This is a genomic window from Mycobacterium sp. KBS0706, from assembly GCF_005938675.2.
In the GTDB taxonomy this organism is placed as follows: domain Bacteria; phylum Pseudomonadota; class Alphaproteobacteria; order DSM-16000; family Inquilinaceae; genus Inquilinus.
The window spans coordinates 1-23,343 of the sequence record NZ_VCCH02000028.1; the positions used below are offsets into that span (position 1 = coordinate 1).

The following is a 23,343-nucleotide window of genomic DNA, read 5'->3' on the forward strand; positions in this document are numbered from 1 at the left end:
AAGCCGCAATCGATTCGCGACGAGCAGGACGACCGCCTGGCCATCTGTGTCCTGCTGTGCCTTCTCGCCGCGCACCCCGACCTTGGCGAGGAGGTCGGCGAGGGCTTCGCCAGGATCGAGATCGCCGATTCGGGCCTCGATGCGCTGCGCCAGACCCTGCTGGCGCGAACCGCTGATCCACAGCCGACTCGATCCTGCCTGACTGTTCCCGAAGCCGATGGATTGCCGCCGGCGCTGGTCGACCGCATTCGCAGGAAATGGCCCTTCACCCGGCCGGAGGCTCCTGTGGAAGAGGCGCGCGCCGGCTGGGCCATGGTCATGGGGCATCTCGAGCTGCGCGCTCTGCGGCGCGAATTCGCGGATGCCGCGCGCGATATGGCCAGGCTGGGGACAGAGGCCGCGCTGGAACGCTGGCGCGGGCTGCGCCAGGAGATCGAACGTCGGACTATGAGCGCTGCGTAGCCTGGGCTTGGGCAAAGAGGCGGGATAGCGGCCACATCCGCTGAGGCACCTGTTGGGCGCGGCTCACCGCGGCCGGTTCCTATGTGGCCGCACCGGATCGACATCGCTCTCGGAGGGAGGCTCGGTTTTTGCCGCCCCGTGTGCCGGCGCCTGGCCGCGCAGTCCGGACGCCACGAAGCTCACCGGAGCGCCCCGCTGGGCGCTCTCGGGAAGGTCGGCAGTCCAGCCGACAAACAGGTGGCCGTCCTGCCGCATCAGAAAGTTCTCCCCCTGCCATCCGACCAAACGGCCGTCGTAGCGCTGGCCGGGCGTCGTCGTGGCGACGTAGAGCTCATTCCAGTCGAATGGCTTTCCCCCGACCTCCTTGATGCCGGCGAGGAAACGTAGGGCCTCGCCCAGCGGGCGCACGCGTTCGGGGTCGCTGATCTCGGCGAACATGCGCCGCATCATATCCGGCTGCCGCTTGCTCGCCTGGACGCTCGCCTCGATCATTCGCTCCTTGCTGATCACGCTGAAGTCGAGCTCGTGCCCGGCTTCGCCCGCCAGGGCTTCAATGAATGCACGTTGCGTCCGGCCGTTACCCTCACGGAAGGGGTGCAGAGCGTTGATGCCGGCGAAGAGGTCCGCTGCCTGGCGGGAGAAGGTTTCCCGGTCTAGCCCTTGCAGCTGATTGTGGTGCTCGAGCGCGGTGAAGATTCGCGCCGCGCGGGGGGCAATCTCATCCGGCGTGGTGAAGGCCGCCAGCGGTCCGCCGTCATATTCCCGCTTGTACAGGTTGGTGGTTCGAGGTTCCCCGGCCCAGTCGTAGACGTCGTGGAAGATGTACCGATGCGTCGCCTTCAGCCGTTCAAAGTCGAAGGGGCCTTGCGGCCCCTCCGTTTCGATCAGGAACAATCGCGCTCTGGAAAGATCGGCTTCCCGCTGTGAGAGCTCGTCCGCATCGGCGATGCCGAGCCGGTTGCGCAGCGTACCGTTCGGCTGGACATACGGGTCAGGCGCCATGCAGCGCCCGGGTCTGCGCTCCCATCTCCTCATTCGAGATCTCGCCGCGCAGCCAAGCCTGGGCGACGGCCTCGGCCTCCGGCGTTGCCGTCAGCCCCTCGATCCGCAGGCTGTGGGTGGCGCGCTCATAGGCGCGGCGGCGGCGCTCTAGCTCCTCGGCAGCGATTGGCGGGACCGGGGTCCGGCGAGCGGCGACAGCCATTTTGCCCTCCTCATCTCTGGTCAAGCATCATAGCTCTTTTTTGGCGGAATTCCAAACACTTAGGCTCTGAACCGAGCGCCTCGTCCACGCGGTTGTGTCGGGGCGAAAGGCGAGGCAAGGGCGCCAGCATCAGCCTCGCCGCCGACGTCATCACCACCGAACGGATCCTCTCCCACGTCCAGGGCTGTTTCGGCCGCGCGCCGCGCCGCAAGCCACCGCGAGAGCGTTGAAGCACTGACACCGATCTCCCGGGCCACCTCCGTCTGCGATCGTCCTGCGTCGAGCAGCGCCGCGGCCCTGGCCTCCTTGTCGGGGGTCATCGCTGTTCGGCGCGGGGCCTCGTCGCGCGCGGCGTCCTCGCTCGCCGCCACGAGCTCCTCCAGGGCCTGGTCGTCGATGTCCCAGCTCTGCGGTGACCCGGCCTCCGGCATCGCCGACGGGTGCCCAGCCTGTACCGTGGGCGGCAGCGTTTGCGACAGGATCTCCATCATCATCGTCTGGTGCCGCAGATTGGCGTCCGCCAAGCGCTGCTCCTTCCGAATCCGCTCTCGCGCCTGCTCGATGCCCGCGTCCCCGCCGGCGAAGCCGGCCATCGGCGACCGCACCGCCACGAAGTGCGGCAGCCGTAGCTCCTTCGTCTCGGGCATGTCGCCGGTGAAGTAGGAGAGGTATCTCACGACCCTCGCGCCGCCGCGGCCCGTCGCGTCGCCGGCGCCGACGATCATGGTGAACTCGCCGTCCTTCTGCTTGTTCAGGTCGTCGACGCTGATCCGCTCCCGTTCCTCCATCCGGCTGGTGCGCGACAGCTCGGGCGCCCCAATGTCGCCGGGGTGGTACTGCGCCTCCTGGATGACCTGGACCTGGGTGCGGCCGCCGGCGCCTGCGAGCTTGCGGAACGTGTCGGAATCGTAGCCGCTGGTCGTGCGGCCCGCATACTTGACGTTCGCGTTGCCCCAGGTCCTCTCGCCCTCGACCTTGTCACTGGCGAGCAGGTCGTCATAGGTCTGGATCCCGAACAGCAGTGAGACCAGGAAACCGCGCGCCTGGGCGAAGGCCTTCGCGAAGCCCTTCACCAGGTAGTAGCCGTACTCGTCGAGGATGATGAAAAACGGCGTCCGCGCGTTCTCGGCGGCGGCCTCAATGATCTGGCGCCGCGATCCCTCCATCGGGGTGTCGAGGAATTGGGCGAGGGCGCCCTTGATGGCGGCCACCGACAGGCGGCCTAACATCTCCGAGCCCTTCTCGCTGCGCTCGAGCGAGGGCAGCAGCACCAGCAGCAGCCGGCGATTCAGGATGACATCCCGGAAGTCCACCTCGCCGATCTCGTCGTTGTAGATCTTCCGATAGCCGAAGGTCAGCGTGCCGATCGCCGGCACCATCTGCGATTCCAGGTAGCCGTGCTGGTTGAGGGTCTCCTCGCGCGACAGTTTCGGCCCGTCTCCGGGCGGATCGCCGTCGCGGCCGATCGCCGGCCGGGGGTAGCAGATCTCGGCCTCGCCGTTGGGGCCCGGCCCTGGACCGCGCCAGCTGCGCTTGAACTCGATCCAGACCATCGGGTCGAATTCCGGAAGCAGATGCGGCACGCGCGGCCGCGTCTCGGTATAGGCGGGCAGCGAGTTGAGCGAGAACTCGATCAGCCCGAAGTCATGCGCCTTCATCTTGGCGAAGAGCTGGGCGAAGCCGCTGCCGCGCACCCTGCGGCCGTTGACCGTCTCGTTGCGGAGGTCGACCAGATTGCCGCGCAGGTCCTGGAACACCCCGAAATGCACCAGGTTCTCGATCCGCTGCAGGTTGACGAAGCGGGCGAAGAGCTCCGGGTTGGAAACGACGAGCCCGGCGCGGCTCAGCCGAGCCAGGCTCATGGTCACGCCCTGGACGAACGAGATCGCCCGCTCCTGCCAGGATCCGTCGCCGCTTCCGGTATCCGGAAGCAGGCTGACCAGCAGCTCCGATTTCATGTCGGCGGATCCAAGCGCGACCGGGTTGAAGGTGTGCGAGGATTTTGCGTCCTCGACCGCGTCGTGGTCGCGGCCGCCCTTGATAAAATTCATCACCAGGAAGTCCTCATCCCGCCCCATGATCCGGGCGATCCGGAACATCGAGTCCCGGGTCTTGTGATGGGCCTTGCCGTCGATCAGGATCGCGCCGGAGCCGAGCATCATGGCGTTGTGGACGAATCCGAGCAGCGCCTCTGTCTTGCCCGATCCGGTGGTGCCGACCATGCCGCCATGGGTGGTCACGTCCCGGCAGCTCGACCAGACCTCGCGGCCGGAATTGAACTCACGGCCGATATAGACCTCGCCGTCGCCGGGCTTGCCCGTCGTGCGGTCGAGGAAGGTGGAGCCGTCGGCGTTGACCCAGGCCGGCACCCGGAACGGCATGTCCCACAGGCGGCGCCGGTAACGTCCGCGGTGGTAGTAGAGGAAGAAGAGCGGGATGGCGCCGAGCAGCACGATCGCCTCCGGTAGAAGCGGCACCCAGCAGAACAGGAGGGACGCCCCGGCCATGGCGCCGAACAGCTTGAAGGTTCCTGCGGGGCTATCCGCCAGGTCCGACAGCTTCTGCGGCAAACTGCGGACGTCTTCAATCCGGGTGCCGTGTCGGATCTCCTGCTGGCGCTCCACCCCCTCGAAATGCACCTTCCTTCCGGCCATCGCCTAGTTCCTCTCAAGCCAACGGGCGATCTTGCCGGCCCGGCGCCAGGCCACGATCCCGCCAATCGCAAACACCGCCGTCAGCAGGACCGCCGCGACGAGCTGAAGCTCATTCCCGGATGTGAGGTAGAGGCCGAGCGCACCGCCGCCCGTCACGGCGCAGCACACCAGGGCGAGGACGACCGTACGCCGCAGCTCTCGCAGCACCCGGCTCGGCTGGCGCCCATCCAGGACCGGCTGCGGCGCCTCGGCCGCGTGCCGCGCTGAGCGCCAGGCCGCGGCTCCCAGCGCCCCCAGCTCGCTCGGGCGCCGCACAGGGTTGAGGAATCGGAGGACGCGCCAGATCATGGCTGCCCTCCCGGATCGTCGAGCATCTGGCAGATGTTATCGACGCCGATCTTCAGGCCGAACGTGTTGCCGACGAGGGTGGTCGCGTCGACGATGAAGAAGCACACGGTGCCGGCGATGAAGAAGACCCAGGCCTCGCCCATGCCGCGCCGGTGCCCGGCGGTCACCTGGTAGGAGACCATGAAGCCGCGGTGAATCGCGGTGACGCCGATGAAGAAGAAGAACAGCACCACCACGGCGTTGATGCCCTGGCAATAGGTGCTGCTGCCGACATCCGGCTTCGTGTAGGCGAAGATCGTTGTCTCTCCGGTGCCCCCCAGGACGAAGGTGTTGCCCGATTTCCACAGGAGGAAGGGCATCACCACCATCGCGCCGCCGATCAGGAGCTTGCCGACGACACCGAGCCAGGTGACCTCGCGCCGGCCGGGCGAGATCGCCATCGCATAGGCGTCGCCGAGTGCTCGCCCGGTTATGATCAGGCCGACGATCGCGATCAGGATCGTCACCAGCTCGGTCGCGACCGGGAACGCCGTGGCGAGGTTGATCAGAAGCCTGCCGAGATCGGCCGTCATCGCGTGGCCTCCTGTCCAATCAGCCGTCGCACGGCGAGACTGACGCCGATCATGCTGGCGCCGGCCATGGCGGCCGCCGTCAGTTGTGGCAGCAGTGGCGACGCCTCGGGGTCGCTGCCCCTGATCAGCCAGGCCATGCTCGCGGCCAGGAAGACGAAGCCTCCGACTTCGACCCCGAGGGCCAGCCGGCGGACGACCCGTCGCGCGATCGCGGACAGCGTCGAGGCGGATTCGGACACCGAGATCAGCTCGATCACCGCAAACAACACGACCGCGGAGGCGACAGCCCGCATCGATCCATCGCTCCACAGGGAGCTGTCCCCGCCCTCGATCCAGCCTGGGCCAAGGATCCACAGCGTTATGTGCAGCGAAGCGTGCACGGTTGCGATCGCTGCCAGCGTCGTTGCGATCACCTCGATCGCGATGTCGATCACTGTGAAAAAGGGATTGCGATCGCGTCTCATGGCGTCCGCTCCTCGCTTTGGGGTGGCTGCCGCTTCTGACGTTGGATCGCCTCGAGCCGGTCCAATCTTGCTTCGATCGCAGATAGCCTCGCGCCGAGCTCACGGATCTCGAGGCGGTCGAGATCCTCCGGCCGCGGCGGCAGCTGATAGGGTGAGACCGGCGTGCGATCCGGCACATATTCCGGCCCGGCAGCCTGCGCCGGCAGGGTTGCCAAGGCGATGGTGATCGCGGCTGCGCGCATCATGCGGCTCTCACCCGCGCCGCGGTCGCGCGCAGGCGCCGCACCGTGTCGTCCGTCAGATACTTCCGCGCCTCGACCCGGAGCGCCCGATAGGCTTCCGCGAATTGCGGCGTCTCGATCGGTCCTCCGGCCTGGCGCTCCGCCAGCCAGTGCGCCTGGGCGCCGGCGGCGATCGGCGTCGAGGCCGGCGCCCCCACGACGCGCACGAAACACCACAGGGGATAGTCGACGAATCGGAGCCACCGAAACGATTCCGGGGGGAAGATGCCGGCCGTCCTGGTTTCGACCAGCACCGTGGCGAGGCAGCCGGAGAGATAGTGGTTGCGCTTCAGAAGCCCGAGCAGCTCCGGATGTTCCCGTGCCACCGCGTCGGCCAGCCAGCGACGGTCCGGCGCCGCCGGATTGTCCTCGCGCAGCACCTCGGCAAGCGTCAGGCTGCCGTCGGGAGCGCCGTCGGCGCCGAGCACCAGCTTCGTGCCGTGCCGCGCCTTCAGCGCGTTGAGGTGGCGCCAGACATCGTCCATCCGGCGCGCCACCGCCGAGACGGTCCCGGCGAACGCTTCCGCGGTGCCGGCCTGGTCACGGCCCGCGATCCGTTCCAGCCCGGTCCTCAGCAGGATCGCGGCCGGCCAGGGTAGGGCCTCGATCGCCGCCTCGACGACCGGCATCGTCAGGAACGGGTTCGGCCCTCCCAGCGAAAGCATCAGCTCTTCCCGGAGCCGATCCTCCCGAAGCACGAGGTCGGGACCGGCATAGGTCCCCGCAGGCACCTCGCCCAGGGGCGGGTCGAGCACCTCGACGATCGCGCCCGTCCGTTCCAGCAGGTCCAGCGCCCGCTCGGGCATTCGCGCCGGGCCACGATCGAGTGGCATCGACGACAGGTCATAGTCGAGGAAGAACCGGTTTGCCGGATGCCGGCGGCTCTGGGCCTCCATCACCGCCCGCCATCCCCGCGGCTTCGGTGATGCGGCCAGCCCGTCCAGATGGTCCAGCTTGACCCTGATGATGGCCACGGCGCCGATCGCTGCCACCAGCACCGTCATGATCAGGCCGAAAGGCACCGACGCCTTAGCCATCGCCATGACCCCCGGCCGATAGGATGCGGCCTGGGCGAACACTTGGTCCCAGCCCCCGCTCCACAGCGGCCATGTTCCGGCACTCTCGACCATCCGCAAGGCGTGGAACGCCGACCCCAGAAGTCCCGGCTTGGCGAACCACAGCAGCGAGACCAGGAGATACAGGGCGCCGAGGAAGAACAAGGTCAGGCCCGGTATCGTCTGCAAGAACTGTTTGGGCCGCTTCTCCATCACTCGCTCCTCCGCGCCACGATGCGCGGCCCGTTGCTGAAGCTGCCGGCGCTCCGGCCTTTGCCGCGGCTCTTCCTCCCAGATCCCTTGCCGCCCGACATCACCTCGTCGATCAACGCCGATGCGCGGAGCTTGCTCAGGCTTGGCCAGCCCGGCGGTGCCTCCATCTGCCCTTTGTCGATTGCAGTCCGCAGCACTGCGATCTGCTTTTCGCTCGCGGGCTCGGCCGACAGGCGCGCCTTGGCCTGGCGGTCCGCCCGCTTGACCGCAGCATCGATCCAGGCCGAGAGCTTGCCGCGGTCGGCCGCCACCGCGGGGTCCAACGCCTCGCCCAGCCGCTCCGCCAGCTGGGCTGCGAAGACCTTCTGCGTCGCGGACGGCGCCGAGCCTACGTTTTCATCGAGCCAGGTCCTGCAGGCGGCATAGGACCCTTCCACATTCTCCGGCAGGACGAGGCCCCGCTCGGCGGCAACCGCCCTGGCCTTCGCGATCATCGCCTCGCTCGGCGGCCGCTTGATGGCCCCCTCGCTGGCCGCACTCTCCTCGGCAAGCTGTGCATGCAGCCGGGACACCACCGAACGGTAGTCGGCGCGGCCCTCTGCGATCGCGTCGAGCTCCTCTTCCATCGCCCGCGTGAAGGCCAGCTCGATGAAGCCGAACCGGCCGCAAAGCGCGTCGACCACCATCATGCCCTTCGCCGTGGCGCTCAGCTGCCGCTTGCCGTCGACCGCCACATAGTCGCGCCGCACGATCGTCTCCATGATCGCCGCGTATGTCGACGGCCGGCCAACGCCTTCGGCCTCGAGCGCCTTGACCAGCGTCGCCTCCGTGTATTGGGGCGGCGCCTTCGTCTTCTTCTCGACCACCCGCCCGCCGGAGGCGCCGAGGATCCGGCCCGGCTCCAGAATTGGGACCGGATTCGCCACCACCTCGTCCTCGCCCTCCCCCTCGCCGGCGTCGGTCTCGACCGCGGCCAGCGCCATCCATCCGGCGAAGATCCGCGTGCGGCCTGTCGCGTCCAGCCGGATCGCGGCCTGGTCGAGCGGTTCCGCTGCTTGCAGCACGGCCTTGCGCACCTTGAACCGGGCGTCGGCGAGCTGGCTCGCCATCGCCCGCTCCCGGATCAGGGCGTACAACCGCCGCTCGGCGTCGGTTTCCCCGGCCTCATCCGCCTCGAAATGCGCCGGCCGGATCGCCTCATGCGCCTCCTGGGCGCCGTCCTTCGCCTTCCAGCGCCGCGGCTGCGGCGCCACCTCGAGCCCCAGCTCGCGCGCCCGGCGCCAGATGGCCACCACCGCCTCGTCCGAGAGGTTGGGGTTGTCCGTCCGGTGATAGGTGATGGCCCCCTGCTCGTAGAGCCGCTGCGCCGCTTCCATCGCCGCCTTCGGCCGCAGCTTCAGCCGCGTGGACGCAGCCTGCTGCAGCGTCGAAGTCGTGAACGGCGCCGGCGGCGCCTGCGTCTCCTCCTTCTCGGTAAAGGCTTCGACGGAGAAGCCGCGCAACAGGGCCACCCGTTGCGCGAAATCCCGGTCCAGCCAGTATTCCTGTCCCGGCGGCAAGTGTGGCTTGACGCGCCACAGAGCGGTCCACGGGCCGCCCTCGCCATCCGGAAAGGTGATCTCCACGCCGTAATGCCTGGTCGAGGAGAAAGCCTCGATCGCCCGCTCACGCTCCACGACCAGCCGCGCCGCCGGGCTCTGCACCCTGCCGGCGCTCAACCCCGCGCCGCCCTGGCGCGACAACACCGCGCTGACCATCCATCCGACCAGCCGGTCCAGCGCCCGCCGCGCCTCCTGGGCCGCGACGAGCTTCAGGTCGATCTGCCGCGGCTCCGCCATAGCCCGGCGCACCGCCGCAGCGGTGATCTCCGTGAAGGTGACACGCCGCGGCTGCTTCAACCCGAGCACCTGCTGCAGGTGCCAGGCGATCGCCTCGCCCTCCCGGTCCGGGTCGGTCGCGAGATAGACCTCGTCTGCCCGGGCAACCGCCGGCTTCAGCCGAGCCACCACCTCCGCCCCGCGTTCGGTCAGGACGTAGCGCGGCCGGAACGCAGGCGGCTCCACGCCGATATCGCCCTTGTCCGGAAGGTCGCGAACATGCCCGACGCTGGCCACGACCTCGTGGCCAGCCCCGAGATACTCGCGGATCCTCCCGATCTTTCCGGGACTCTCCACGATCACCAGTCGCATTGGACAGGCTCCCTTTCGCGCGCCGGTCAATGCGGCCGGTTTGTCTGCCTATGCTCTTGCCGGTGGTCGTTTCCCTGGGTGGGGAGCGGCGCCGGCGCCTGGCGCGGTGCCGGGGTGTGCTCTGCCACGCGATCTATCACGACGTCGGTCGTGTAAACCTTCTCCCCGTCCTTCTCGTATGAGTTCTGGCCGATGGTGCCCGTCAACGTCAGGCGGTCGCCGACCTGGGCTGTCTCCAGCTGGCCGCGAACACCTTCGTCGAACGCCTTGAAGCTGTGGTACCGCGGTTCTCCGTCCCGGCTTTCCGAGACAAGGCTCCCCATGGTGACCTTGTCGTTCGCCAGGAAGCCACGGCGCACCTCACCCGTGACCGTCAGCGTCGCCTCATGCGCTGCGCCCGGGTCCTCGCGGTCGATCCGGCGCGCGATCACGTCGGTCCGGTAGGTCTCCTTGTCACCCTTCGGAAAGACGTTTTCGTGCACCCGGGCGTCGAACCGAACCGTGGCGCCGTCCTCGATCGCCGACGCGACGCGGCGCGCCGCGGCGTCAAACAGCAGCACCTGGTTGTACCGGCTGTAGCCATCGGCCAGATCCGACCGCACCGTCACTGCGGTCATGCGGTCGAACTCCGTCTTGCGCTCGACCGTGCCGGTGATCGACGCATGCGCGCCCGGGATAAAGTTCTGCTGCTGGGACTGATTGGGTTTCATGACTTCAGACCTTTCGATCGGTTGCGACAGATCGGTCCGAGAGTTCGTCTCCAAGGGTTGAGGTAAGGTGGAATGGGTGGTCGCCGGCGCGATGCCAAGAGTCCTCTGCGCCAGATCGAGTGCTTCGGCTGCGCGTTCTGCGGCGCCCGCGGCGGTTTCGGACACGATCATCCGCTCGCGGTCGTTCTCCAGCCAGTATTCCAGCTGCATCGATTCTTCCTGGGCCACCTCGCCAAATGCCGCGAAGCGCTCCCAATCGGTGTCGGCCAGATGGAAGAGCTCATCCACGCTGTACTTGGCGGCCGCGACCGCGTCATATGCCTTCCATTCCGCACGCAGCTGATCCGCTCTCGCAGCCAGCTCCTGCGCCCAGACGAGTCGCGCCGCGGCATCCGGTTCCGGCCAGAACTCCCGGATCTTCGCCAGATCCGGCAGCCCGCGCACCAGGTCCTCCGGCTCGCCCAGGCTCAGCGCCTCCGTGTTCCGGTACATGTCCAGGCTGAACGCCTCTTCCGGAGACAAGGCCTCGCCCCTCTCCTGTCTCGCAATGGCCTGCGACACCGGCGGCAGCAGGGACTGCATCTCGAGGATCGCGGCTGTCGCGGCGTCGTGCGCAGGCCATTTCCGGTCCAGCTGGAGGTTGGATCTGGCATCCCGCATCTTGGTCTCGATGCTGCGGAGCGAGCGCTCCCGCTTCCAGGCGACCTCCCAGTCTCCGGCCTCAGCTGTCAGTTCTGCCTTCGGTTGGGCAAGCGTCTGTTCCATGGGCTCGAACCTTTCGATCGGATGCGATGGATCGGTTCGAGAGTTCGTCTCCAGGGGTTGGAAATTGTATGGGGCCGACCTCAATCGACAAGCCCAGCGGGCGGCGGCCACCCGCTGCCGATTTTGACCTTGCCGTCCTGGCCCCGGATGACGAACGCAGGGACGCCTTCGATCTCCTGCGGCCAGCCGCGCGCCAGGGCCAGGAATCCTGCGGTATTCTCCTCGGACTTGGCCCGCAGATCCGCAGTCATCTCCGCCGCCGGAGGCGCTGGTCCGAACGCCGCCTCGAGCACAGCCTTGCCCTCGCCGGCCCGGCCGAGCACGGCCGCGACCCGTGAAGCGTTCGGCGCCTCCCGTCCCAGCGCCGTCACCGGCAGCCACAACAGGTCCATGTCCTTGGGGGCCAGATCCGTCCAGGCGGCATGGCAATAGGGACAGCGCGGGTCGAAATAGACGATGCCGCGCGGCTCGGCGCCGGCGACCGGTGCTGGCCGCACGCCGGTCAGCACCTGGCCGAGAGCCAGCATGTCCTCCGCCGACGCGGCCTGGTGCGGTGCCGGAGCTGGTTGGGCCGACGCGACGGACGGTGCGGCCGCCATCAGGGGCGACGGCTGTACCGGCATTGCCGGCCCCGCAGCGGGCACCGGAAGAGCCGGCGTGCTGGACGGCCTGCCAATCGCTTCCGGAGTCCCCGACGCCGCGAGGGCTGTCGGTGCCCGTGGCTCGAAGACACCGAGCTCCGCCAGGTCGCGCCCAGTATAGGCCAGGATGCCGACGCTGATCACCAAGGCGCCGGCCCAGATTGTCGTTCGCGCCAGTCCGGCTGATCCCGAGTGAACCTCCTGCATAGAGGTGGGTGGATGGTGTTCCACCCCATGGGCCAGCCGTACCGCGATGCGCTCCAGCCGCGCCCGTTCTTCCTGAAGCTCCCGGATCGCCCCGACGATCGCCCGCGACTGCCAATGGTCATGGTTCCTGCTCATGATCTCATTTCCTCATGCTGCACGGGTCTAGCCGCCGCCCTCGGCGACAGGACGGCGGAACAGCCTCTTGAGAGCTTCACGATTCTGCTGGCCGCGCCCCATACGACCCGGCACCGCCGGCAGCGTCGTCGCGCCACGGCCGAGCGGCCCGGCCGGGTTGACCGGCGCCACCACATGGTCGGACAGGTGGTCTCGGCCCATGCTGCCGACGTAGCCGCCGATCAGCCCCATCACGCCGTCCCCGAGCCCGGAGATGAAGCGGCAGGCCACCAGCACCACCACGAAGCAGGCGATGCAGTAGAACACCGCCAGGATCCCGAAGAAGACGATGCCGAAGAAGCCGCCGCTCGGGTTCGCCAGCACGAACATCGTGGCGAACACCAGGTCGACATAGGGCGCCACGATCCGTGTCGCCGCCATCATCACCACCAGGCCGGCCACGATCAGGAACGGCCGCAGCAGCAGCCCGAACAGCGTCTTCACCCCCGGCAGCGCCGTGTCCAGCCAGGTCCCGCCTCGCGCCGGGGAAAAGAATGTCACCAGCAGCACCGGCACCGAGAACATGCACTCGATCACCAGCCCCAGCCAGCCGACGATCGCGCCGACGTAGTAGAGGATCGGCACCACCGGCAGCACCACCATCAGCGCGATGCCGGCGCCGCCCACGATCTCGATCATCCGCTCCAGGAAGCTGTCGATCGTCGTCACCGCGCCGCCCACAAAGGGCAGGTCGGCGCCAAGAGACGACAGCATCTCGGCCGATGCCAACACACCCAGCACGTTGAACATGCTCGCGCCGAGCTGCTCGTACTGCAGCATCGGGTCCGCCGCCCGGTCTCCGGTCATTGTCCGGGTCAGGTCGGCCCAGGTCCGGCCGAGCGTCGCCTTCGCCTCCCCAGGTTGGGTCAATCCGGTCCCCGCAGTACCGGTCCCGTTCGTCTCCTCGCCGGGGGGTGTCCACACATCCTGTAGCGTCGCGAGCCGGGCCTGATGATCGTCATTGGCGCGGACCAGGCCCGCCAGCGTCGAACTTTGCTCGATCGCGCTCGCCCCGAAATACTGCCGGGCCGACGACGGCGTCCGCGGCACCTCCACGGCCATCGCCGCACGCAGCCCTGCGACTGCCCGGCTGATATTCGCCCCCATCCGCTGCCAGCTCGCGGCAAACATCCATCCGTCGCCGCGAGCGGATTCCTGCAGGCTTTGTCCGAGCTGGAATTCCCCCATTTGCTGGGTCAGGCCGCCGCCGACCTGGCCGAGATACGTCTTCGCCGCCAGGACCGGCGCCGTCGCCGCGATCTGTTCGATATCGGCATCCGTGCCCTGTTGTGTGCCGCGGATTATCCCCGCGATCCTGAGCGCCTGAGGGCCGAGGACGTTCTGCACAGCATCGATCCCCGCCTTCATCGTGACGTTGACCGCCAGCGCATCAATCTTCTCGCCCATGTCGATCGCGGTCGATCCGAACTTCAGGTCGCCGAGAGATAGTTGGTCGGTGTTGAGCCCCGACTTCACGAAGATCTTCACGCTGCCGCAGAGCGCCGCGCTGTAATTGTAGTTGTTGCGGTTCGCGTTCTCCCAGCCCGGCCCGCCCGCGCCGGGCGGAGGCTGTGGCTTCGATGTGTCCCGGTACAGCCAAAGCCTTGTCGTCCAGCCGCTGAAACCGCCATCGACCGTCTCCATCGACAGCGACGGCGATTCCAGAGCGAGGGCGTTGGCGATGTCGTCGAAGTCCCTGGCGCAGACCTCCATCGCCGTCATCTGGCGCAGCACCGCCGCGAACTTCAGCACCGTCTCACGGTCCGGCCGGTCGATCCCCGCACTCGGCGACGTCGTGTAGTCGCCGGCCGACACGATGGCGTCCGCCGTCTTCGTCCAGGCGTAGTCGGCGAGGCCGATCCCGGAGGCCGCCAGCCACACCACCAGCAGCTGGATCAGGCTCATCCCCCCTTTGATCGGAAACAGCAGCACACCAGCGCCTGCAATCCGGCCCATTGTCCGGAACGGGCTCGCGCCGCGCCCGCCGACCTGTCCAGTCGTCGCGCTCTCCGCCGAGCCCTCGAGGAAAGTCAGCGTCGCGATGATCGCCGCGAACACCAGGATCGCCAGATTCAGCGTCCCGTAGATCGTCCCCAGGATCGAGCCCTGGGTCTCGTAGCTTCCGCTGCCGTAGAACGCCCAGCTCGCCGCCCCGTTGCTGATCTGGTCGAGGAAGCCGACCCCAAAGGGGCCTTCCCGCGGCGTGAACAGGCCGGTGGTGTTCTCCATCGCCTTACTCCGTTGCCGCCAGCGACGTCGCCAGCGTCGCCGTTTCCAGCTCGTCGAGCTGGGATTCGAGCCGCGCCAGGTCGAGCAGCACGGCATCGAGCCGCGCCTCCTCCTGGTCGAGCCCCCGTGGACCCAGAGTCACGAGCCCCAGGCGCCAATCCTGGTTTTGCGGGCCGGCGCCGTAGCGCGCGATCACCCAAGCCAGGGAGTCAATCACCGACACCTTCCCCAGCTCGGCCTCGGCCGCGGCCCGCACCGTCTGCAACGTTCGGACCAGCGGTCCCCGCAACGCCCGCAGCCGGGCCGCGTCGACCGCCGCGGCGGCCAGGGCCACCGTCCCACTCCCGCGCTCGCTCGCGCTCGGCGGCGGCAGCCCCCCGATCGCCGAGATCGTGCGGTCTTTCACCTCTGCCGGCACCGAGGCGTCGAGCAGCACTGCAGCCTTCTGCTGAGCCGTCCAATCTTCGAGCCGCGCCCGCGTCGCATCGCCGAGCCGGGCATCGGGGCTGATGCTGTCGATCTCACCGGGCTGGCTCAGCGTTCCCGCCCGCGCGTCGAGCTGCGTGACGCCGTCGCCCAGCTGCGCGCCCTTTTCGGCCGTCACGCACGGATCCAACGCCTGCCCGGCCGGGCCGTAACTCTCCACGGTCTCGGACAGCGCCTGCCTGCGCATGATCTCGCTCGAGGTGGCGGCCAGCGCCTGCGCTGCCGCTCGCGCCGCCGTCGCATTCTGGTCACCATCCAGCGATTTCTGCTTGGTCAGGACGGCGATGATCGAGGTCAGGATCTGCGTATTGATCGCCTGCTGCTGCGACACCGCCGCGCCGAGCCCGTCGACGCCGGCATTGAGGCTGCTCTCCGCTGAGGAGTGGCCGCTCCGCCACTCGCCGTCGTTGACGTATTTGCAGGCCGCGACGGCCGGTCCCGACGCCAGAGCCACGACCGTGGCCAAGCCCGCGACCGACAATGGGCCCTTCATCGCGCACCCCCCGCCAGTCCGGCGCCCGCGTCGATCCGCACCGCGGCGTCGGCCGCGACCGCCATAAGGCGGCGCAGGCGTCGGTCGAGCCGGTCCGCCATCATCGCCGCCTTGGCCGCCTTGATCGCAATCGTGTCCAGCTGCGTGCCGCGACTGTCGCCTGCGACCATCGTCGCGCTCCATGCCATGCCCCCGTCGAGGCCTGACCAGCGCCGGGAGATCGGATCCATCGGCGCCGGCGGCGCCACCGCCACCATCGCCTCGAGCGCGGCCGAGCGCCGGGCGCCGGCCTCGCGCTGCGCCACCAGCCGCACCGCCTCGTCGGCGCCGGAGCCGTCTCCAAGGGGCTCCGGCGGCCCCATGACGAAGTCGATCCAGGCTTTCGCCTTCTCCTGGTCCCCCGACAGGAGGTCGTCCGGGCTCGGCAGCGCGCTGCCGCCATTGAACCGCTGGTACCAGTCGCGCCGTTCCTCTTCGGTGCCCGTCTCCCCTGGCCGATTGGACACCGCGTTGCGCAGGTTCTGCCGATATTGCGGCGTGGCAGCGATCTGGCCCGCCGCCGTCGACGCCAGCGTCACCAAGTGGCACGGCTCGTAGCCCACCGCCTGGAAGCGGTCGACCTTCTCCTTCAACGCCAGCGCCTGCCACTGGGCGTTCATCACCCCAGAGGCAGCCTCCAGGCTCTTCGTCAGGGCCGTAGAGGCCGCCTCCGACGACAGGTTCTCCTGGCGATTCAGGATCGCCAACGCCGAGCTCAGCTGCTGCTGCTCGGCCACCGCCTGGGCAACCAGCTTCGACTGCACGCTTCCGATCGTTTCCGCAACGGAGCCTTCCAGCTCGCTCGTCCGTTCGAGCACCCGCTCCTCGACACCGGCACACGACGCGGCCAGGGCCGCGCCGGGAACCGCCGTGATCAGTGCCGCGACCGCTAGAGCCGCCCGCCTCACCGCTTCCTCCCGGGAGACGATATTTCCGCTATTCCCGACATCACGGCTCCTCCCTCTCTGCGGCGACCGCGTATCGCGCCGCCATCACGGATGCGGCGCGGCGCAGTTCGGCCCAACGCCGAACCTGGTTTGCCGTCGATGCGGATGCCGGCGTCACCGGCGGCAGCGGCATCCCGACCGCAAGCAGCGTGGCTCTCTCGCCGCCCTCCTCGTCCCCGACCTCCGGCACGGGCCCCACCCCGGCGAAGGCGCGGCGCGCGTCGCTGTTCGCCAGGCTGCGGCCCGTCATTCCTGCGTCGTCGACCGAGCGGTTCCCGGCCCGGCCTGCCGATACCTCCGGACACGTGCGCCGCGAGGTGGCGTATTCCCGAGCCGCCGGCAGCTTAGCGAGCGCCAGGCGCTGCGATTCCGTCGCGCCGGCGAAGCCCTCGACCGACTTCCTCAACTGCACCGAGACCTGCTCCTCCGACAGCCCCGTCTGCCGGGCCATCGTCGCGATACCGCTCAACAGGCCGTCGACCGTCGCGATCCGGGCTGCGAGCGCACTGTCTGTCGCCGACTGGGCCCGGGCTTCCGGCACGAACGCCGACGACGCGAGCACGGCGACGGTGATGACCACCGGCCTCATGAAGGGCCTCCATGGGGCGCCTTCGGCCCCGAAAGGGTGCGGCCGCGATCCGTTTCCCCTACTCTCGACCGACAGGCCGCAGCCTGACGAGCTCCCCTCCCGCAGGGGACGGACCTTGGTGTTCTCGGCCGGACCGCGCGGCCTCTGGAGACGCGGGAGGAAACCATCAGCCGCACTGCCCCAGAAAGGCGCAGCGCAAGCGCTTCTCTTCGTCGGATTGTCCTGACGTCGTCGGGGACGACGAGGGCGGCGGCGCCGGCGGCGTGTAGGTCAGGACTGGTGGTGGCGTGAAGCTCTGCGACTTCAGGCTGTAGTTCGACCCGCCGCCGCCGTAACTGCCCAAGCCCGTCAGGTTGATCCGGTCGAGACCGCCCCGGTTCGTCACCCGGTCCAGCGCGTCCTGGATCGCCCGGTCCGGGCTCACCACCTGGTTCATCACCCGGCGCATGTTGCCGACCGCGCTGCCGAGCTGATCATTCAAGACATCGCAGACCTTTTGCTTGGCCGCGTTCAGCACGTTCTGCCCGAGCTGGTCGGTCAGCGTCCGAACGAGGCCCAAGGGGTCGGGAATGATCGACGACACGTCGAAGGTTTGTAGAAGGCTGCTGTCGATGCAGCTTTTGGCACCCGAGAAGAAGTCCGCCGGGTCGACCTTCAGGCCATCCAGCAGTTGGATTTCCCGCTGCAAGGCGGCGTCCGCCGCCTGCGACACCGGGCACTCGGACGCGGCCCAGGCCCCGCCCGACCACAACAGCACCGCTGCCGCGACGCCGACCACGCCACCACGCATCGTATTCACTCCAATGATGCCCCAGCACCCGGCTGGGACGTGCCGTTGTCCGCGCGGCGCCGCTCGAGGCGGTCGACATCCGCCAGCACACGCATCGCCCAGAGCAGCCCCAGCCGTCGCTCCGCGTCCATGCGCTGCGCCTCGATCTGCAAGTCCTTGTTCGCCATGATCGCCCGCTCGATCGCGATCCTCTTGCGATCGGCAAGGACCTCCGCTTCCGAATTCCAGGTGTCGCTCGATTGCGGCGATCCCTCGACCAGCGGCGGCACACCGGGTTCTGCCGTATCCGGCACACCAGGCTGAACCGGCTGCAGGTTCGCATAGGCGATACCCGTGATCGCCGAGACGTCGTAGCCGACGCCCTTTCCGAAATACGTGCACACCGAGACGCCGTTGCCATCGATCGCCGGCGACGTCCCCCGGCCCGCCTTCGGCGCCTCGCACCCACCCCGTATAAAGGCCTGGATGCGGCCCAGTCCGAACTGCATGCCGAATAGGATGGCGCTGTCGTCGATGACGAAGCTTTTGCCGCCATAGCTCACTTGCTGGCCGCGCAGCTGACCGAGATACGGTCTGACCTGGCTCCAGCTCGTCCGCGCATACGTCAGGTAGACTTGCACCTGGCCCGGGCGATCGGCCTTGAACTGTTCCTTCGTGCCGCCATAGAGGCTCGTGAACGTCGCGCCGCAGGCCTGGAAGAATCCGACACAGCCGAATTGATTGTCGGATTCCCAGCCGCCCTCGGCCAACGAGATCCGGGCGGCGAACGGTGCCAGGTTTTCCGGCATCCCGCTGGCGATCAGTTCCGATTGTGGCACCCCGGCCCAGGCCGGCACCGCGGCGCAGCTCGAGACCAGCACCAAGGCCAGGGTGCCCGCCCTCACTTCAAGGCGCTCCGGTCGAGCGCGAGCACCCCACCCCGCCCGCCGGGCCACACGGCCTTGCCGTCCGTCCCGGTCCCACCATCGAGTTCGCTGAGATCCGAACAGACGCGGTAGATCATGTCCGCGCCGCGCTCCGGACTGGCCGGCGTGCCCACGTAGACATAGTCGTCGAGCAGCACCGCATCCGGCTTGCCGGGCCGCCGCAGCACGACCCGAACGGGACACTCCGCGTTGCATCCCGGCTCCTCGAGCCGAGATATGACGACCTCGCCGTCCGCGATCTCCGCGGACCCAGCCTCGACATCGACGCCGAAGGTGAGCGGGCGCCGGGCGGCGCGGATCTCCTCCTTTGACCAGATCCCGGCTGGGTCTGTGCCGGTTAGCGTTGTCGGGTGCAGACGAACAACCACCCACGGGGCCCTCTCCGCCGCATGGATCGGCTGCATCACGGTCGTGGCGAGCGCCATCATGATGGCGGGCATAAGAATAGTGTTGCGAGACAAGAGTAGATCTCCCGTCGATGATTTGAGTGAGTGGTCCCGATCCGGCCAGCACGTCTAATCGTGTCATGGCGGGTGCTTGCCGTCCTTTTGGGAGGCGTCGGGAATTTTTAGGGGGTGAGCGAATTACTATTGCAGGATCGCAAACCTAGCCGCATACTACAAGGGGTAATCTTGAGATGGGCAAAAAATGTTCAGTCCCTCCAAGCTCTCCGACAGCATGATCGGACTATTCGTCGGAAAGGCGCGGCAATGGCGTGTCACGCCCGTGAGCTTTGCTACCGGCCGAGAGAATGTCCTTTTGTCCAGCCAAGTCGACGCCATGGTTTCGACACGCGCGCGATGCATCGCGCTTGCGATCGCTCTCTGGATATTCGGCCTGCTGAATGCCGCCGGCGTCGCTTGGGCCCTGTCCGGCCGTCTGGACATCGAACCCTATGTGGCCGACGGCAGCATCTTCGGATGTCAGCCGACCGCGGTCCAGGAGCCCGCCCAATGAAGAACTTCGAGGTCATCCTCACCGAGGCTGCCGTCGTCACCGACGCATTGAACCGCGGCAAGCTACTGTCCTGGCTGCTCGGCGGCTTCGTCGCCCTTTCTCTCTTGCTCAACCTGGTGCTGGGCTACGCCCTGCTGCACGTCTACCCGATCAAGGAGTTCCTCTGGACCAGCGATGCTCGCGCCGTCTGCGCCGCGATCCCGCTGAGCGAGCCCAATATTTCGGCCGCGCGCGTCAAGGACTTTGCAGCCGGGACCGCCGTCACGCTCTGGAGCTTCGACTACCAGAACTGGAAGCGCACCATCGATACGGTGCTCTCCGCCAACTTCACCCGCGAGGGCCGCGCCGCCTACATGAACGAGCTGCAGAGCCTCGGCATCATGAAGCGCGTGGTCGACGACAAGTATGTCGTCACCGCCATTTCCGACGGCGAGCCGATCATTATCGAGGAGGGCAGATCCGCCGGGCGCTACTTCTGGAAGATCCAGGTGCCGATCCGGGTCTTCTACCGCACGAACGTCGATGTCAGACCCGAAAACCGCGTCTTCGAATTCACCCTGAGACGGGTCGACCCCTCCCCAGCCAACACCAACGGCATCGCGGTCGACGCCGTCGCCTCCAAGCAGCGGATGGAGACTCGATGAGACGCGCCATTCTCCTCTTGGCTCTTGTCGCCGTTTCCTCCGCGCAAGCCGCGGACGCACCCGCGCCCCGCTCCGCCCGGGTCACCTGCCCAGCCGACGGCGCCAAGGCCGATCCCGTCGCGATGCTCGAGATGGAGGCGCTGCGCCGCCGCATCGTCGCGCTCGAGGAGCGCGTCGAGGGCCTGGAGCTCCAGCTTCAATCGGAATTCTCCGCAACCCCTCAACCCCAGGAGGACAGGCCATGAGGCGCTTCCCGCTGGCGGCGTCGCTGGCCGTGGCTGCCATTCACACCGCCGCCCTCGCGCAGACCCCCGCCACGACTGTCCAGGCCATGCCCGAGACCGTCTCACCGCAGCAGGCCGGTCAGGCCACCGTCACCCAGCCGGCGGCCGCCAACCAAGGTGAGCCGCCGCCGCCGGCGCCGCTTACGCCCGAGGATCTGGAGCGGCTGCGCCTGGAGATGCTGCAGAACGACAGCGCGACGCAGCTCACCCCGGGCGAGATCGGCTCATTGCGTGACCGCAACCGTGACACCCAGAGGGCGCTTTCCTATCCCTCCTACGAGACCACCCCGCCCCCCGTCGGCCAGCGCCGCGAGATCCAGGTCTCGCCATCGCCCAACACCCCGCCGTATCCGCTGGTGCTGTGGAAGGGGATGGTCACGGCGATCACCTTCCTCGACCGCACCGGCAATCCGTGGCCCATCCTCCGGGTCGCCCGTGATCCGGGTGCCTTTGCCCTGAACGGGCAGGGTTGCGCCGCCGGCGGCGAGCAGAGCGAGATGTCCGCCGGCGAGGGCGACCGCATCACCACCATCACCGTCATGCCCTGCGCATTTTGGTCGTGGGGCAATATCGTCATCTCTCTCGACGGCATGACCGCCCCGATCATCTTCCAGGTGTCGAGCGGCGCCAAGGAAGGCTATGCCGCGGCCGTCGACATGGGCATCACCGTTCATCTGCCCGGCACCTCGCCCCTCAAGCCGCAACGTCCCGCGGGATATGCCGCCGCACCCGACGACGCGACCGGGTTCCGGCCCGATGCCGCCCTGTCGGAATTCCTCAACGGCACACCGCCCAAGGCCGCTCGCCCCGCCAAGGTCCTCAGCAGCGCCGACGCCGCCGCCTGGATCTACGGCGGCGCTCTCTACCTCCGGGGCAACTTCACCGTCGTCAACCCGGTCCATCAGGCCCGCGCCGCCTATGGGGAGCTACAGGTTTGGCGCTTCGACCAGCCGGTTAGCCGCATCCTGGTCAAGGATCGCAGCGGCGCCGAGCAGATCGTCACCCTCGACTTCTGAGGTCCGCCATGCCGTTCGATCCGAAACACCGCATCTACCTCTACGCCGGCGTCGGCGCCCTCACCGCCATCGCGATCGCGGGCACCATCGCGCTCGTCAGCCTCAACCGAGGTCCGGCCTCTTCGGGCATGGCCGGCGCCGAGCTCAACAGCGGCGTCCCCGCTCTGCGCAACGACTACATGCGCCCGGTCGGTGAGGCCGAGGCCTCGCGCCGGGCCGCCACCAACACCCAGCAGGTCGACGCCGCCGCCGCCGAAGGCGGCACCGCCATCGCCCAGCCGGTCATCGCCGAGAGCTACCCGGCCGGCTCGGATCGCGACGAGATGCTCCGCGCAGCCCAGCCCGATGCCTCGGCGCCGACGCCTGCGCCGACTGCCCAGACGAGTCCGGCCGCGGCCCAGCAGCCGATCATCATCTACCAGACCGCCCCGCGTCCCGCGCTTTCGCCCGAGCAGCTCTCCACCTATCGGGACAGCATCAGCGCGCAGATGAAGCTCACCGCACCGGTCCCTCCCCGCTTCACCGTCGTGACGTATCCCAAGCCCGCTCCGCCGGCCCCTGCAGCGGCGCCTGCGGCGGCGCCGGCACAGGGCGGCACCGCTGCCGGCACGGCCGGGCCGCTGGCTTCTCGCGTCCTCGCCCAGCCCGGCGACATCGTCTATGCGACCCTCGACCAGGGCTTCAACAGCGACGATCCGCGGGGCCTCCCGGTCTTCGCCACGATCCGCGATCCCCGCGACGGCGGCCGCGGCCCGCTCGACGGCGACCGCCTCATGGGCAGGGTCACCTACTCCGCAGAGAACGCCTCGCTCACCTTCCAGAGCCTGATCCTCAACGGCCGCTCGGTGCCGATCCAGGCTATGGCGATCACCGAAACGGACGCCCGGACCGGCATCGCTGGGGACGTCGACCACCACACCCTCGAGCGCTACGGCTCGCTCTTCATCGCCGGCCTGCTGCAAGGCGTCGGCGAGGTCGGCCAGATCCTCGCCCAAAACTACGACGCCACCGTCTATCCCGACGTCGGCGCCATCCGGTACAGCAACCGCGATGTCGACTGGGCCACCGCCGGCATGGGCGTGCTGCGGCCGCTCGGCACCCAGATGTCCAGCTTCGCCGGCCGCGGCTTCGACCGACCACCAACCGTTACCGCCCCGGCCGGCATGGGCATGGGCGTCATCTTCACCCAACCCGTCAGCCTCTGACCCTCCAGAGACATTCCCGTGACGTCCAACCAGTCGACCCGCTCCCTCGGCCCGGTCATCGCCATCGGCCTGATCGGCTTCGCCGGCTACGTCATCGCCATCGGGGCCAGGAACGTCGCCAGAGCCCTAACTGTGCCCGCAACCCTCGCGGCGATCGAGCGGCCCCCGACGTGGCAGCTCACGGTTCTCGCCGTCGTCCCCCTTGTCGTTGTTGCTGTCCTCGTCGCGACCTTCATCTGGCGAGCCCAGCGCTGGCGATCATCCCTCTTCCGGCACGTTCTCCAGGCACTGGACATCGGCGCCGCCGCGACCGTTGCGCTCGGCATCGCAGCCTATGTCGCCTTCGCTGCCCGCTACCGCCCGCTCCAATCCTATTTCGACCAGTTCCCCGACGACGCCGGCGCCCAGTTGGCCGCCGCCCTTTATGCCTCGGCTTGGCTGACCATCGCCTTCGGCGTTGCCCTCGCGGCCATCGGATTTCTCGCCCGACGCTTCCTCCTGAAGGCAATGACAACATGACCGGCGATACCCTCACGCTCGCCGACGTGCTCAGGGGCATCGTCGACATCCTGAAGAACGGCGTCGCGGACCTGGTGATCATCGTCTGCGGGGCCATCGGTGTCGCCCTCTGCCTCTACGCGATGTGGCGCCTCTACCTCAGCACCATCGAGTCCCGCGCCATGGGTGACGATGTCCGCACATCCACCGGCGCCACGGCCGCCTTCGTCATCGCCGCCCTCCTTGCGCTCGTCGGCCTGGTCGCCGCGCGCATCTCCTCCCTCTACACCGGGACCTGACT

General features: G+C 68.3%; 26 protein-coding genes. 8 read left to right on the forward strand and 18 right to left on the reverse strand.

The genetic code is table 11. The annotated features are described in order from the left end of the window. On the forward strand, positions 1 to 462 hold a 462-nt coding region (locus FFK22_RS43000; RefSeq protein ID WP_221938646.1), incomplete at its 5' end, for a hypothetical protein. Positions 463 to 525: 63 nt separating this feature from the next. Here FFK22_RS43000 and FFK22_RS16715 read toward each other — a convergent pair. The 18 genes from FFK22_RS16715 to FFK22_RS16800 all read right to left on the reverse strand — a co-directional run bounded on the left by FFK22_RS16715 (position 526) and on the right by FFK22_RS16800 (position 18,899). Then, entirely contained in the window at positions 526 to 1,464 is a 939-nt protein-coding gene (locus tag FFK22_RS16715) for a Fic family protein (RefSeq protein WP_186002500.1), read from the reverse strand. After that, positions 1,454 to 1,666, reverse strand: a complete 213-nt coding sequence (locus tag FFK22_RS16720; protein ID WP_138889824.1) for an antitoxin VbhA family protein — start codon at positions 1,664 to 1,666, stop codon at positions 1,454 to 1,456. Before FFK22_RS16720 ends, FFK22_RS16715 begins: the two co-directional genes overlap by 11 nt. A 59-nt stretch (positions 1,667 to 1,725) precedes the next feature. Next, positions 1,726 to 4,320 (reverse strand): helix-turn-helix domain-containing protein, encoded by a 2,595-nt coding sequence (locus tag FFK22_RS16725; RefSeq protein WP_138889825.1) that lies wholly within the window; start codon positions 4,318 to 4,320, stop codon positions 1,726 to 1,728. Between the two features lie 3 nt (positions 4,321 to 4,323). After that, positions 4,324 to 4,668, reverse strand: a complete 345-nt coding sequence (locus FFK22_RS16730; protein ID WP_138889826.1) for a hypothetical protein — start codon at positions 4,666 to 4,668, stop codon at positions 4,324 to 4,326. Next, positions 4,665 to 5,240, reverse strand: a complete 576-nt coding sequence (locus FFK22_RS16735) for a hypothetical protein (protein ID WP_138889827.1) — start codon at positions 5,238 to 5,240, stop codon at positions 4,665 to 4,667. Before FFK22_RS16735 ends, FFK22_RS16730 begins: the two co-directional genes overlap by 4 nt. Then, a complete protein-coding gene (locus tag FFK22_RS16740; protein ID WP_138889828.1) occupies positions 5,237 to 5,704 on the reverse strand; it encodes a hypothetical protein in 468 nt (155 codons plus the stop codon). The genes FFK22_RS16735 and FFK22_RS16740 overlap by 4 nt, the downstream gene beginning before the upstream one ends. Next, a complete protein-coding gene (locus FFK22_RS16745; RefSeq protein WP_138889829.1) occupies positions 5,701 to 5,946 on the reverse strand; it encodes a hypothetical protein in 246 nt (81 codons plus the stop codon). Before FFK22_RS16745 ends, FFK22_RS16740 begins: the two co-directional genes overlap by 4 nt. Then, entirely contained in the window at positions 5,946 to 7,253 is a 1,308-nt protein-coding gene (locus tag FFK22_RS16750; protein ID WP_138889830.1) for a hypothetical protein, read from the reverse strand. Before FFK22_RS16750 ends, FFK22_RS16745 begins: the two co-directional genes overlap by 1 nt. Beyond that, positions 7,253 to 9,442 (reverse strand): type I DNA topoisomerase, encoded by a 2,190-nt coding sequence (gene topA / locus FFK22_RS16755; RefSeq protein WP_138889831.1) that lies wholly within the window; start codon positions 9,440 to 9,442, stop codon positions 7,253 to 7,255. The genes FFK22_RS16750 and topA overlap by 1 nt, the downstream gene beginning before the upstream one ends. A 26-nt stretch (positions 9,443 to 9,468) precedes the next feature. Beyond that, the gene (locus FFK22_RS16760; protein WP_138889832.1) at positions 9,469 to 10,917 is read right to left on the reverse strand and encodes a hypothetical protein; all 1,449 of its coding nucleotides are present in this window, start codon (positions 10,915 to 10,917) and stop codon (positions 9,469 to 9,471) included. A gap of 80 nt (positions 10,918 to 10,997) precedes the next feature. Then, a complete protein-coding gene (locus tag FFK22_RS16765; RefSeq protein WP_138889833.1) occupies positions 10,998 to 11,900 on the reverse strand; it encodes a DsbA family protein in 903 nt (300 codons plus the stop codon). A 27-nt stretch (positions 11,901 to 11,927) separates the two neighbouring features. Continuing rightward, complete coding sequence (locus tag FFK22_RS16770; protein WP_186002501.1) at positions 11,928 to 14,168, reverse strand: DotA/TraY family protein; 2,241 nt, start codon at positions 14,166 to 14,168, stop codon at positions 11,928 to 11,930. A gap of 4 nt (positions 14,169 to 14,172) precedes the next feature. Continuing rightward, complete coding sequence (locus FFK22_RS16775) at positions 14,173 to 15,147, reverse strand: hypothetical protein (protein ID WP_138889835.1); 975 nt, start codon at positions 15,145 to 15,147, stop codon at positions 14,173 to 14,175. Next, a complete protein-coding gene (locus FFK22_RS16780) occupies positions 15,144 to 16,094 on the reverse strand; it encodes a hypothetical protein (protein WP_138889836.1) in 951 nt (316 codons plus the stop codon). Before FFK22_RS16780 ends, FFK22_RS16775 begins: the two co-directional genes overlap by 4 nt. Positions 16,095 to 16,134: 40 nt before the next feature. Then, positions 16,135 to 16,722, reverse strand: coding sequence for a hypothetical protein (locus FFK22_RS16785; protein ID WP_138889837.1), 588 nt, complete (start codon positions 16,720 to 16,722; stop codon positions 16,135 to 16,137). A gap of 166 nt (positions 16,723 to 16,888) precedes the next feature. Beyond that, positions 16,889 to 17,512 (reverse strand): hypothetical protein, encoded by a 624-nt coding sequence (locus tag FFK22_RS16790; RefSeq protein ID WP_138889838.1) that lies wholly within the window; start codon positions 17,510 to 17,512, stop codon positions 16,889 to 16,891. 5 nt (positions 17,513 to 17,517) lie between these two features. Further along, complete coding sequence (locus FFK22_RS16795) at positions 17,518 to 18,396, reverse strand: hypothetical protein (protein WP_138889839.1); 879 nt, start codon at positions 18,394 to 18,396, stop codon at positions 17,518 to 17,520. Beyond that, the gene (locus FFK22_RS16800; protein WP_138889840.1) at positions 18,393 to 18,899 is read right to left on the reverse strand and encodes a hypothetical protein; all 507 of its coding nucleotides are present in this window, start codon (positions 18,897 to 18,899) and stop codon (positions 18,393 to 18,395) included. The genes FFK22_RS16795 and FFK22_RS16800 overlap by 4 nt, the downstream gene beginning before the upstream one ends. Positions 18,900 to 19,086: 187 nt before the next feature. Between FFK22_RS16800 and FFK22_RS43005 the strand changes: the two genes are divergently transcribed. From FFK22_RS43005 to FFK22_RS16830, 7 genes are read left to right on the forward strand one after another with little or no spacing between them, the layout of a single operon-like run. After that, a complete protein-coding gene (locus tag FFK22_RS43005) occupies positions 19,087 to 19,395 on the forward strand; it encodes a hypothetical protein (RefSeq protein WP_186002502.1) in 309 nt (102 codons plus the stop codon). Beyond that, positions 19,392 to 20,039, forward strand: a complete 648-nt coding sequence (locus tag FFK22_RS16805; protein WP_186002503.1) for a DotI/IcmL family type IV secretion protein — start codon at positions 19,392 to 19,394, stop codon at positions 20,037 to 20,039. The genes FFK22_RS43005 and FFK22_RS16805 overlap by 4 nt, the downstream gene beginning before the upstream one ends. After that, the gene (locus tag FFK22_RS16810) at positions 20,036 to 20,284 is read left to right on the forward strand and encodes a hypothetical protein (protein WP_138889842.1); all 249 of its coding nucleotides are present in this window, start codon (positions 20,036 to 20,038) and stop codon (positions 20,282 to 20,284) included. Before FFK22_RS16805 ends, FFK22_RS16810 begins: the two co-directional genes overlap by 4 nt. Next, a complete protein-coding gene (locus FFK22_RS16815) occupies positions 20,281 to 21,339 on the forward strand; it encodes a DotH/IcmK family type IV secretion protein (protein WP_138889843.1) in 1,059 nt (352 codons plus the stop codon). Before FFK22_RS16810 ends, FFK22_RS16815 begins: the two co-directional genes overlap by 4 nt. 8 nt (positions 21,340 to 21,347) lie before the next feature. Then, positions 21,348 to 22,544 carry a DotG/IcmE/VirB10 family protein gene (locus tag FFK22_RS16820; protein ID WP_138889844.1) on the forward strand — a complete coding sequence of 399 codons (1,197 nt, stop codon included), beginning with the start codon at positions 21,348 to 21,350 and terminating at the stop codon, positions 22,542 to 22,544. An 18-nt stretch (positions 22,545 to 22,562) separates the two neighbouring features. Next, the gene (locus FFK22_RS16825) at positions 22,563 to 23,063 is read left to right on the forward strand and encodes a hypothetical protein (protein WP_138889845.1); all 501 of its coding nucleotides are present in this window, start codon (positions 22,563 to 22,565) and stop codon (positions 23,061 to 23,063) included. Further along, the gene (locus tag FFK22_RS16830) at positions 23,060 to 23,341 is read left to right on the forward strand and encodes a hypothetical protein (protein ID WP_138889846.1); all 282 of its coding nucleotides are present in this window, start codon (positions 23,060 to 23,062) and stop codon (positions 23,339 to 23,341) included. The genes FFK22_RS16825 and FFK22_RS16830 overlap by 4 nt, the downstream gene beginning before the upstream one ends. Positions 23,342 to 23,343: the final 2 nt, after the last annotated feature.

Coding starts and splice junctions, on each gene's coding strand:
- FFK22_RS16745 (WP_138889829.1), bottom strand. CDS start 5,946: ATGCGCGCAGCCGCGATCACCATCGCCTTGGCAACCCTGCCGGCGCAG.
- FFK22_RS16770 (WP_186002501.1), bottom strand. CDS start 14,168: ATGGAGAACACCACCGGCCTGTTCACGCCGCGGGAAGGCCCCTTTGGG.
- FFK22_RS16730 (WP_138889826.1), bottom strand. CDS start 4,668: ATGATCTGGCGCGTCCTCCGATTCCTCAACCCTGTGCGGCGCCCGAGC.
- FFK22_RS16735 (WP_138889827.1), bottom strand. CDS start 5,240: ATGACGGCCGATCTCGGCAGGCTTCTGATCAACCTCGCCACGGCGTTC.
- FFK22_RS16820 (WP_138889844.1), top strand. CDS start 21,348: ATGCCGTTCGATCCGAAACACCGCATCTACCTCTACGCCGGCGTCGGC.
- topA (WP_138889831.1), bottom strand. CDS start 9,442: ATGCGACTGGTGATCGTGGAGAGTCCCGGAAAGATCGGGAGGATCCGC.
- FFK22_RS16810 (WP_138889842.1), top strand. CDS start 20,036: ATGAGACGCGCCATTCTCCTCTTGGCTCTTGTCGCCGTTTCCTCCGCG.
- FFK22_RS16775 (WP_138889835.1), bottom strand. CDS start 15,147: ATGAAGGGCCCATTGTCGGTCGCGGGCTTGGCCACGGTCGTGGCTCTG.
- FFK22_RS16750 (WP_138889830.1), bottom strand. CDS start 7,253: ATGGAGAAGCGGCCCAAACAGTTCTTGCAGACGATACCGGGCCTGACC.
- FFK22_RS16805 (WP_186002503.1), top strand. CDS start 19,392: ATGAAGAACTTCGAGGTCATCCTCACCGAGGCTGCCGTCGTCACCGAC.
- FFK22_RS16790 (WP_138889838.1), bottom strand. CDS start 17,512: ATGCGTGGTGGCGTGGTCGGCGTCGCGGCAGCGGTGCTGTTGTGGTCG.
- FFK22_RS16720 (WP_138889824.1), bottom strand. CDS start 1,666: ATGGCTGTCGCCGCTCGCCGGACCCCGGTCCCGCCAATCGCTGCCGAG.
- FFK22_RS43005 (WP_186002502.1), top strand. CDS start 19,087: ATGTTCAGTCCCTCCAAGCTCTCCGACAGCATGATCGGACTATTCGTC.
- FFK22_RS16725 (WP_138889825.1), bottom strand. CDS start 4,320: ATGGCCGGAAGGAAGGTGCATTTCGAGGGGGTGGAGCGCCAGCAGGAG.
- FFK22_RS16785 (WP_138889837.1), bottom strand. CDS start 16,722: ATGAGGCCGGTGGTCATCACCGTCGCCGTGCTCGCGTCGTCGGCGTTC.
- FFK22_RS16830 (WP_138889846.1), top strand. CDS start 23,060: ATGACCGGCGATACCCTCACGCTCGCCGACGTGCTCAGGGGCATCGTC.
- FFK22_RS16765 (WP_138889833.1), bottom strand. CDS start 11,900: ATGAGCAGGAACCATGACCATTGGCAGTCGCGGGCGATCGTCGGGGCG.
- FFK22_RS16715 (WP_186002500.1), bottom strand. CDS start 1,464: ATGGCGCCTGACCCGTATGTCCAGCCGAACGGTACGCTGCGCAACCGG.
- FFK22_RS16740 (WP_138889828.1), bottom strand. CDS start 5,704: ATGAGACGCGATCGCAATCCCTTTTTCACAGTGATCGACATCGCGATC.
- FFK22_RS16760 (WP_138889832.1), bottom strand. CDS start 10,917: ATGGAACAGACGCTTGCCCAACCGAAGGCAGAACTGACAGCTGAGGCC.
- FFK22_RS16815 (WP_138889843.1), top strand. CDS start 20,281: ATGAGGCGCTTCCCGCTGGCGGCGTCGCTGGCCGTGGCTGCCATTCAC.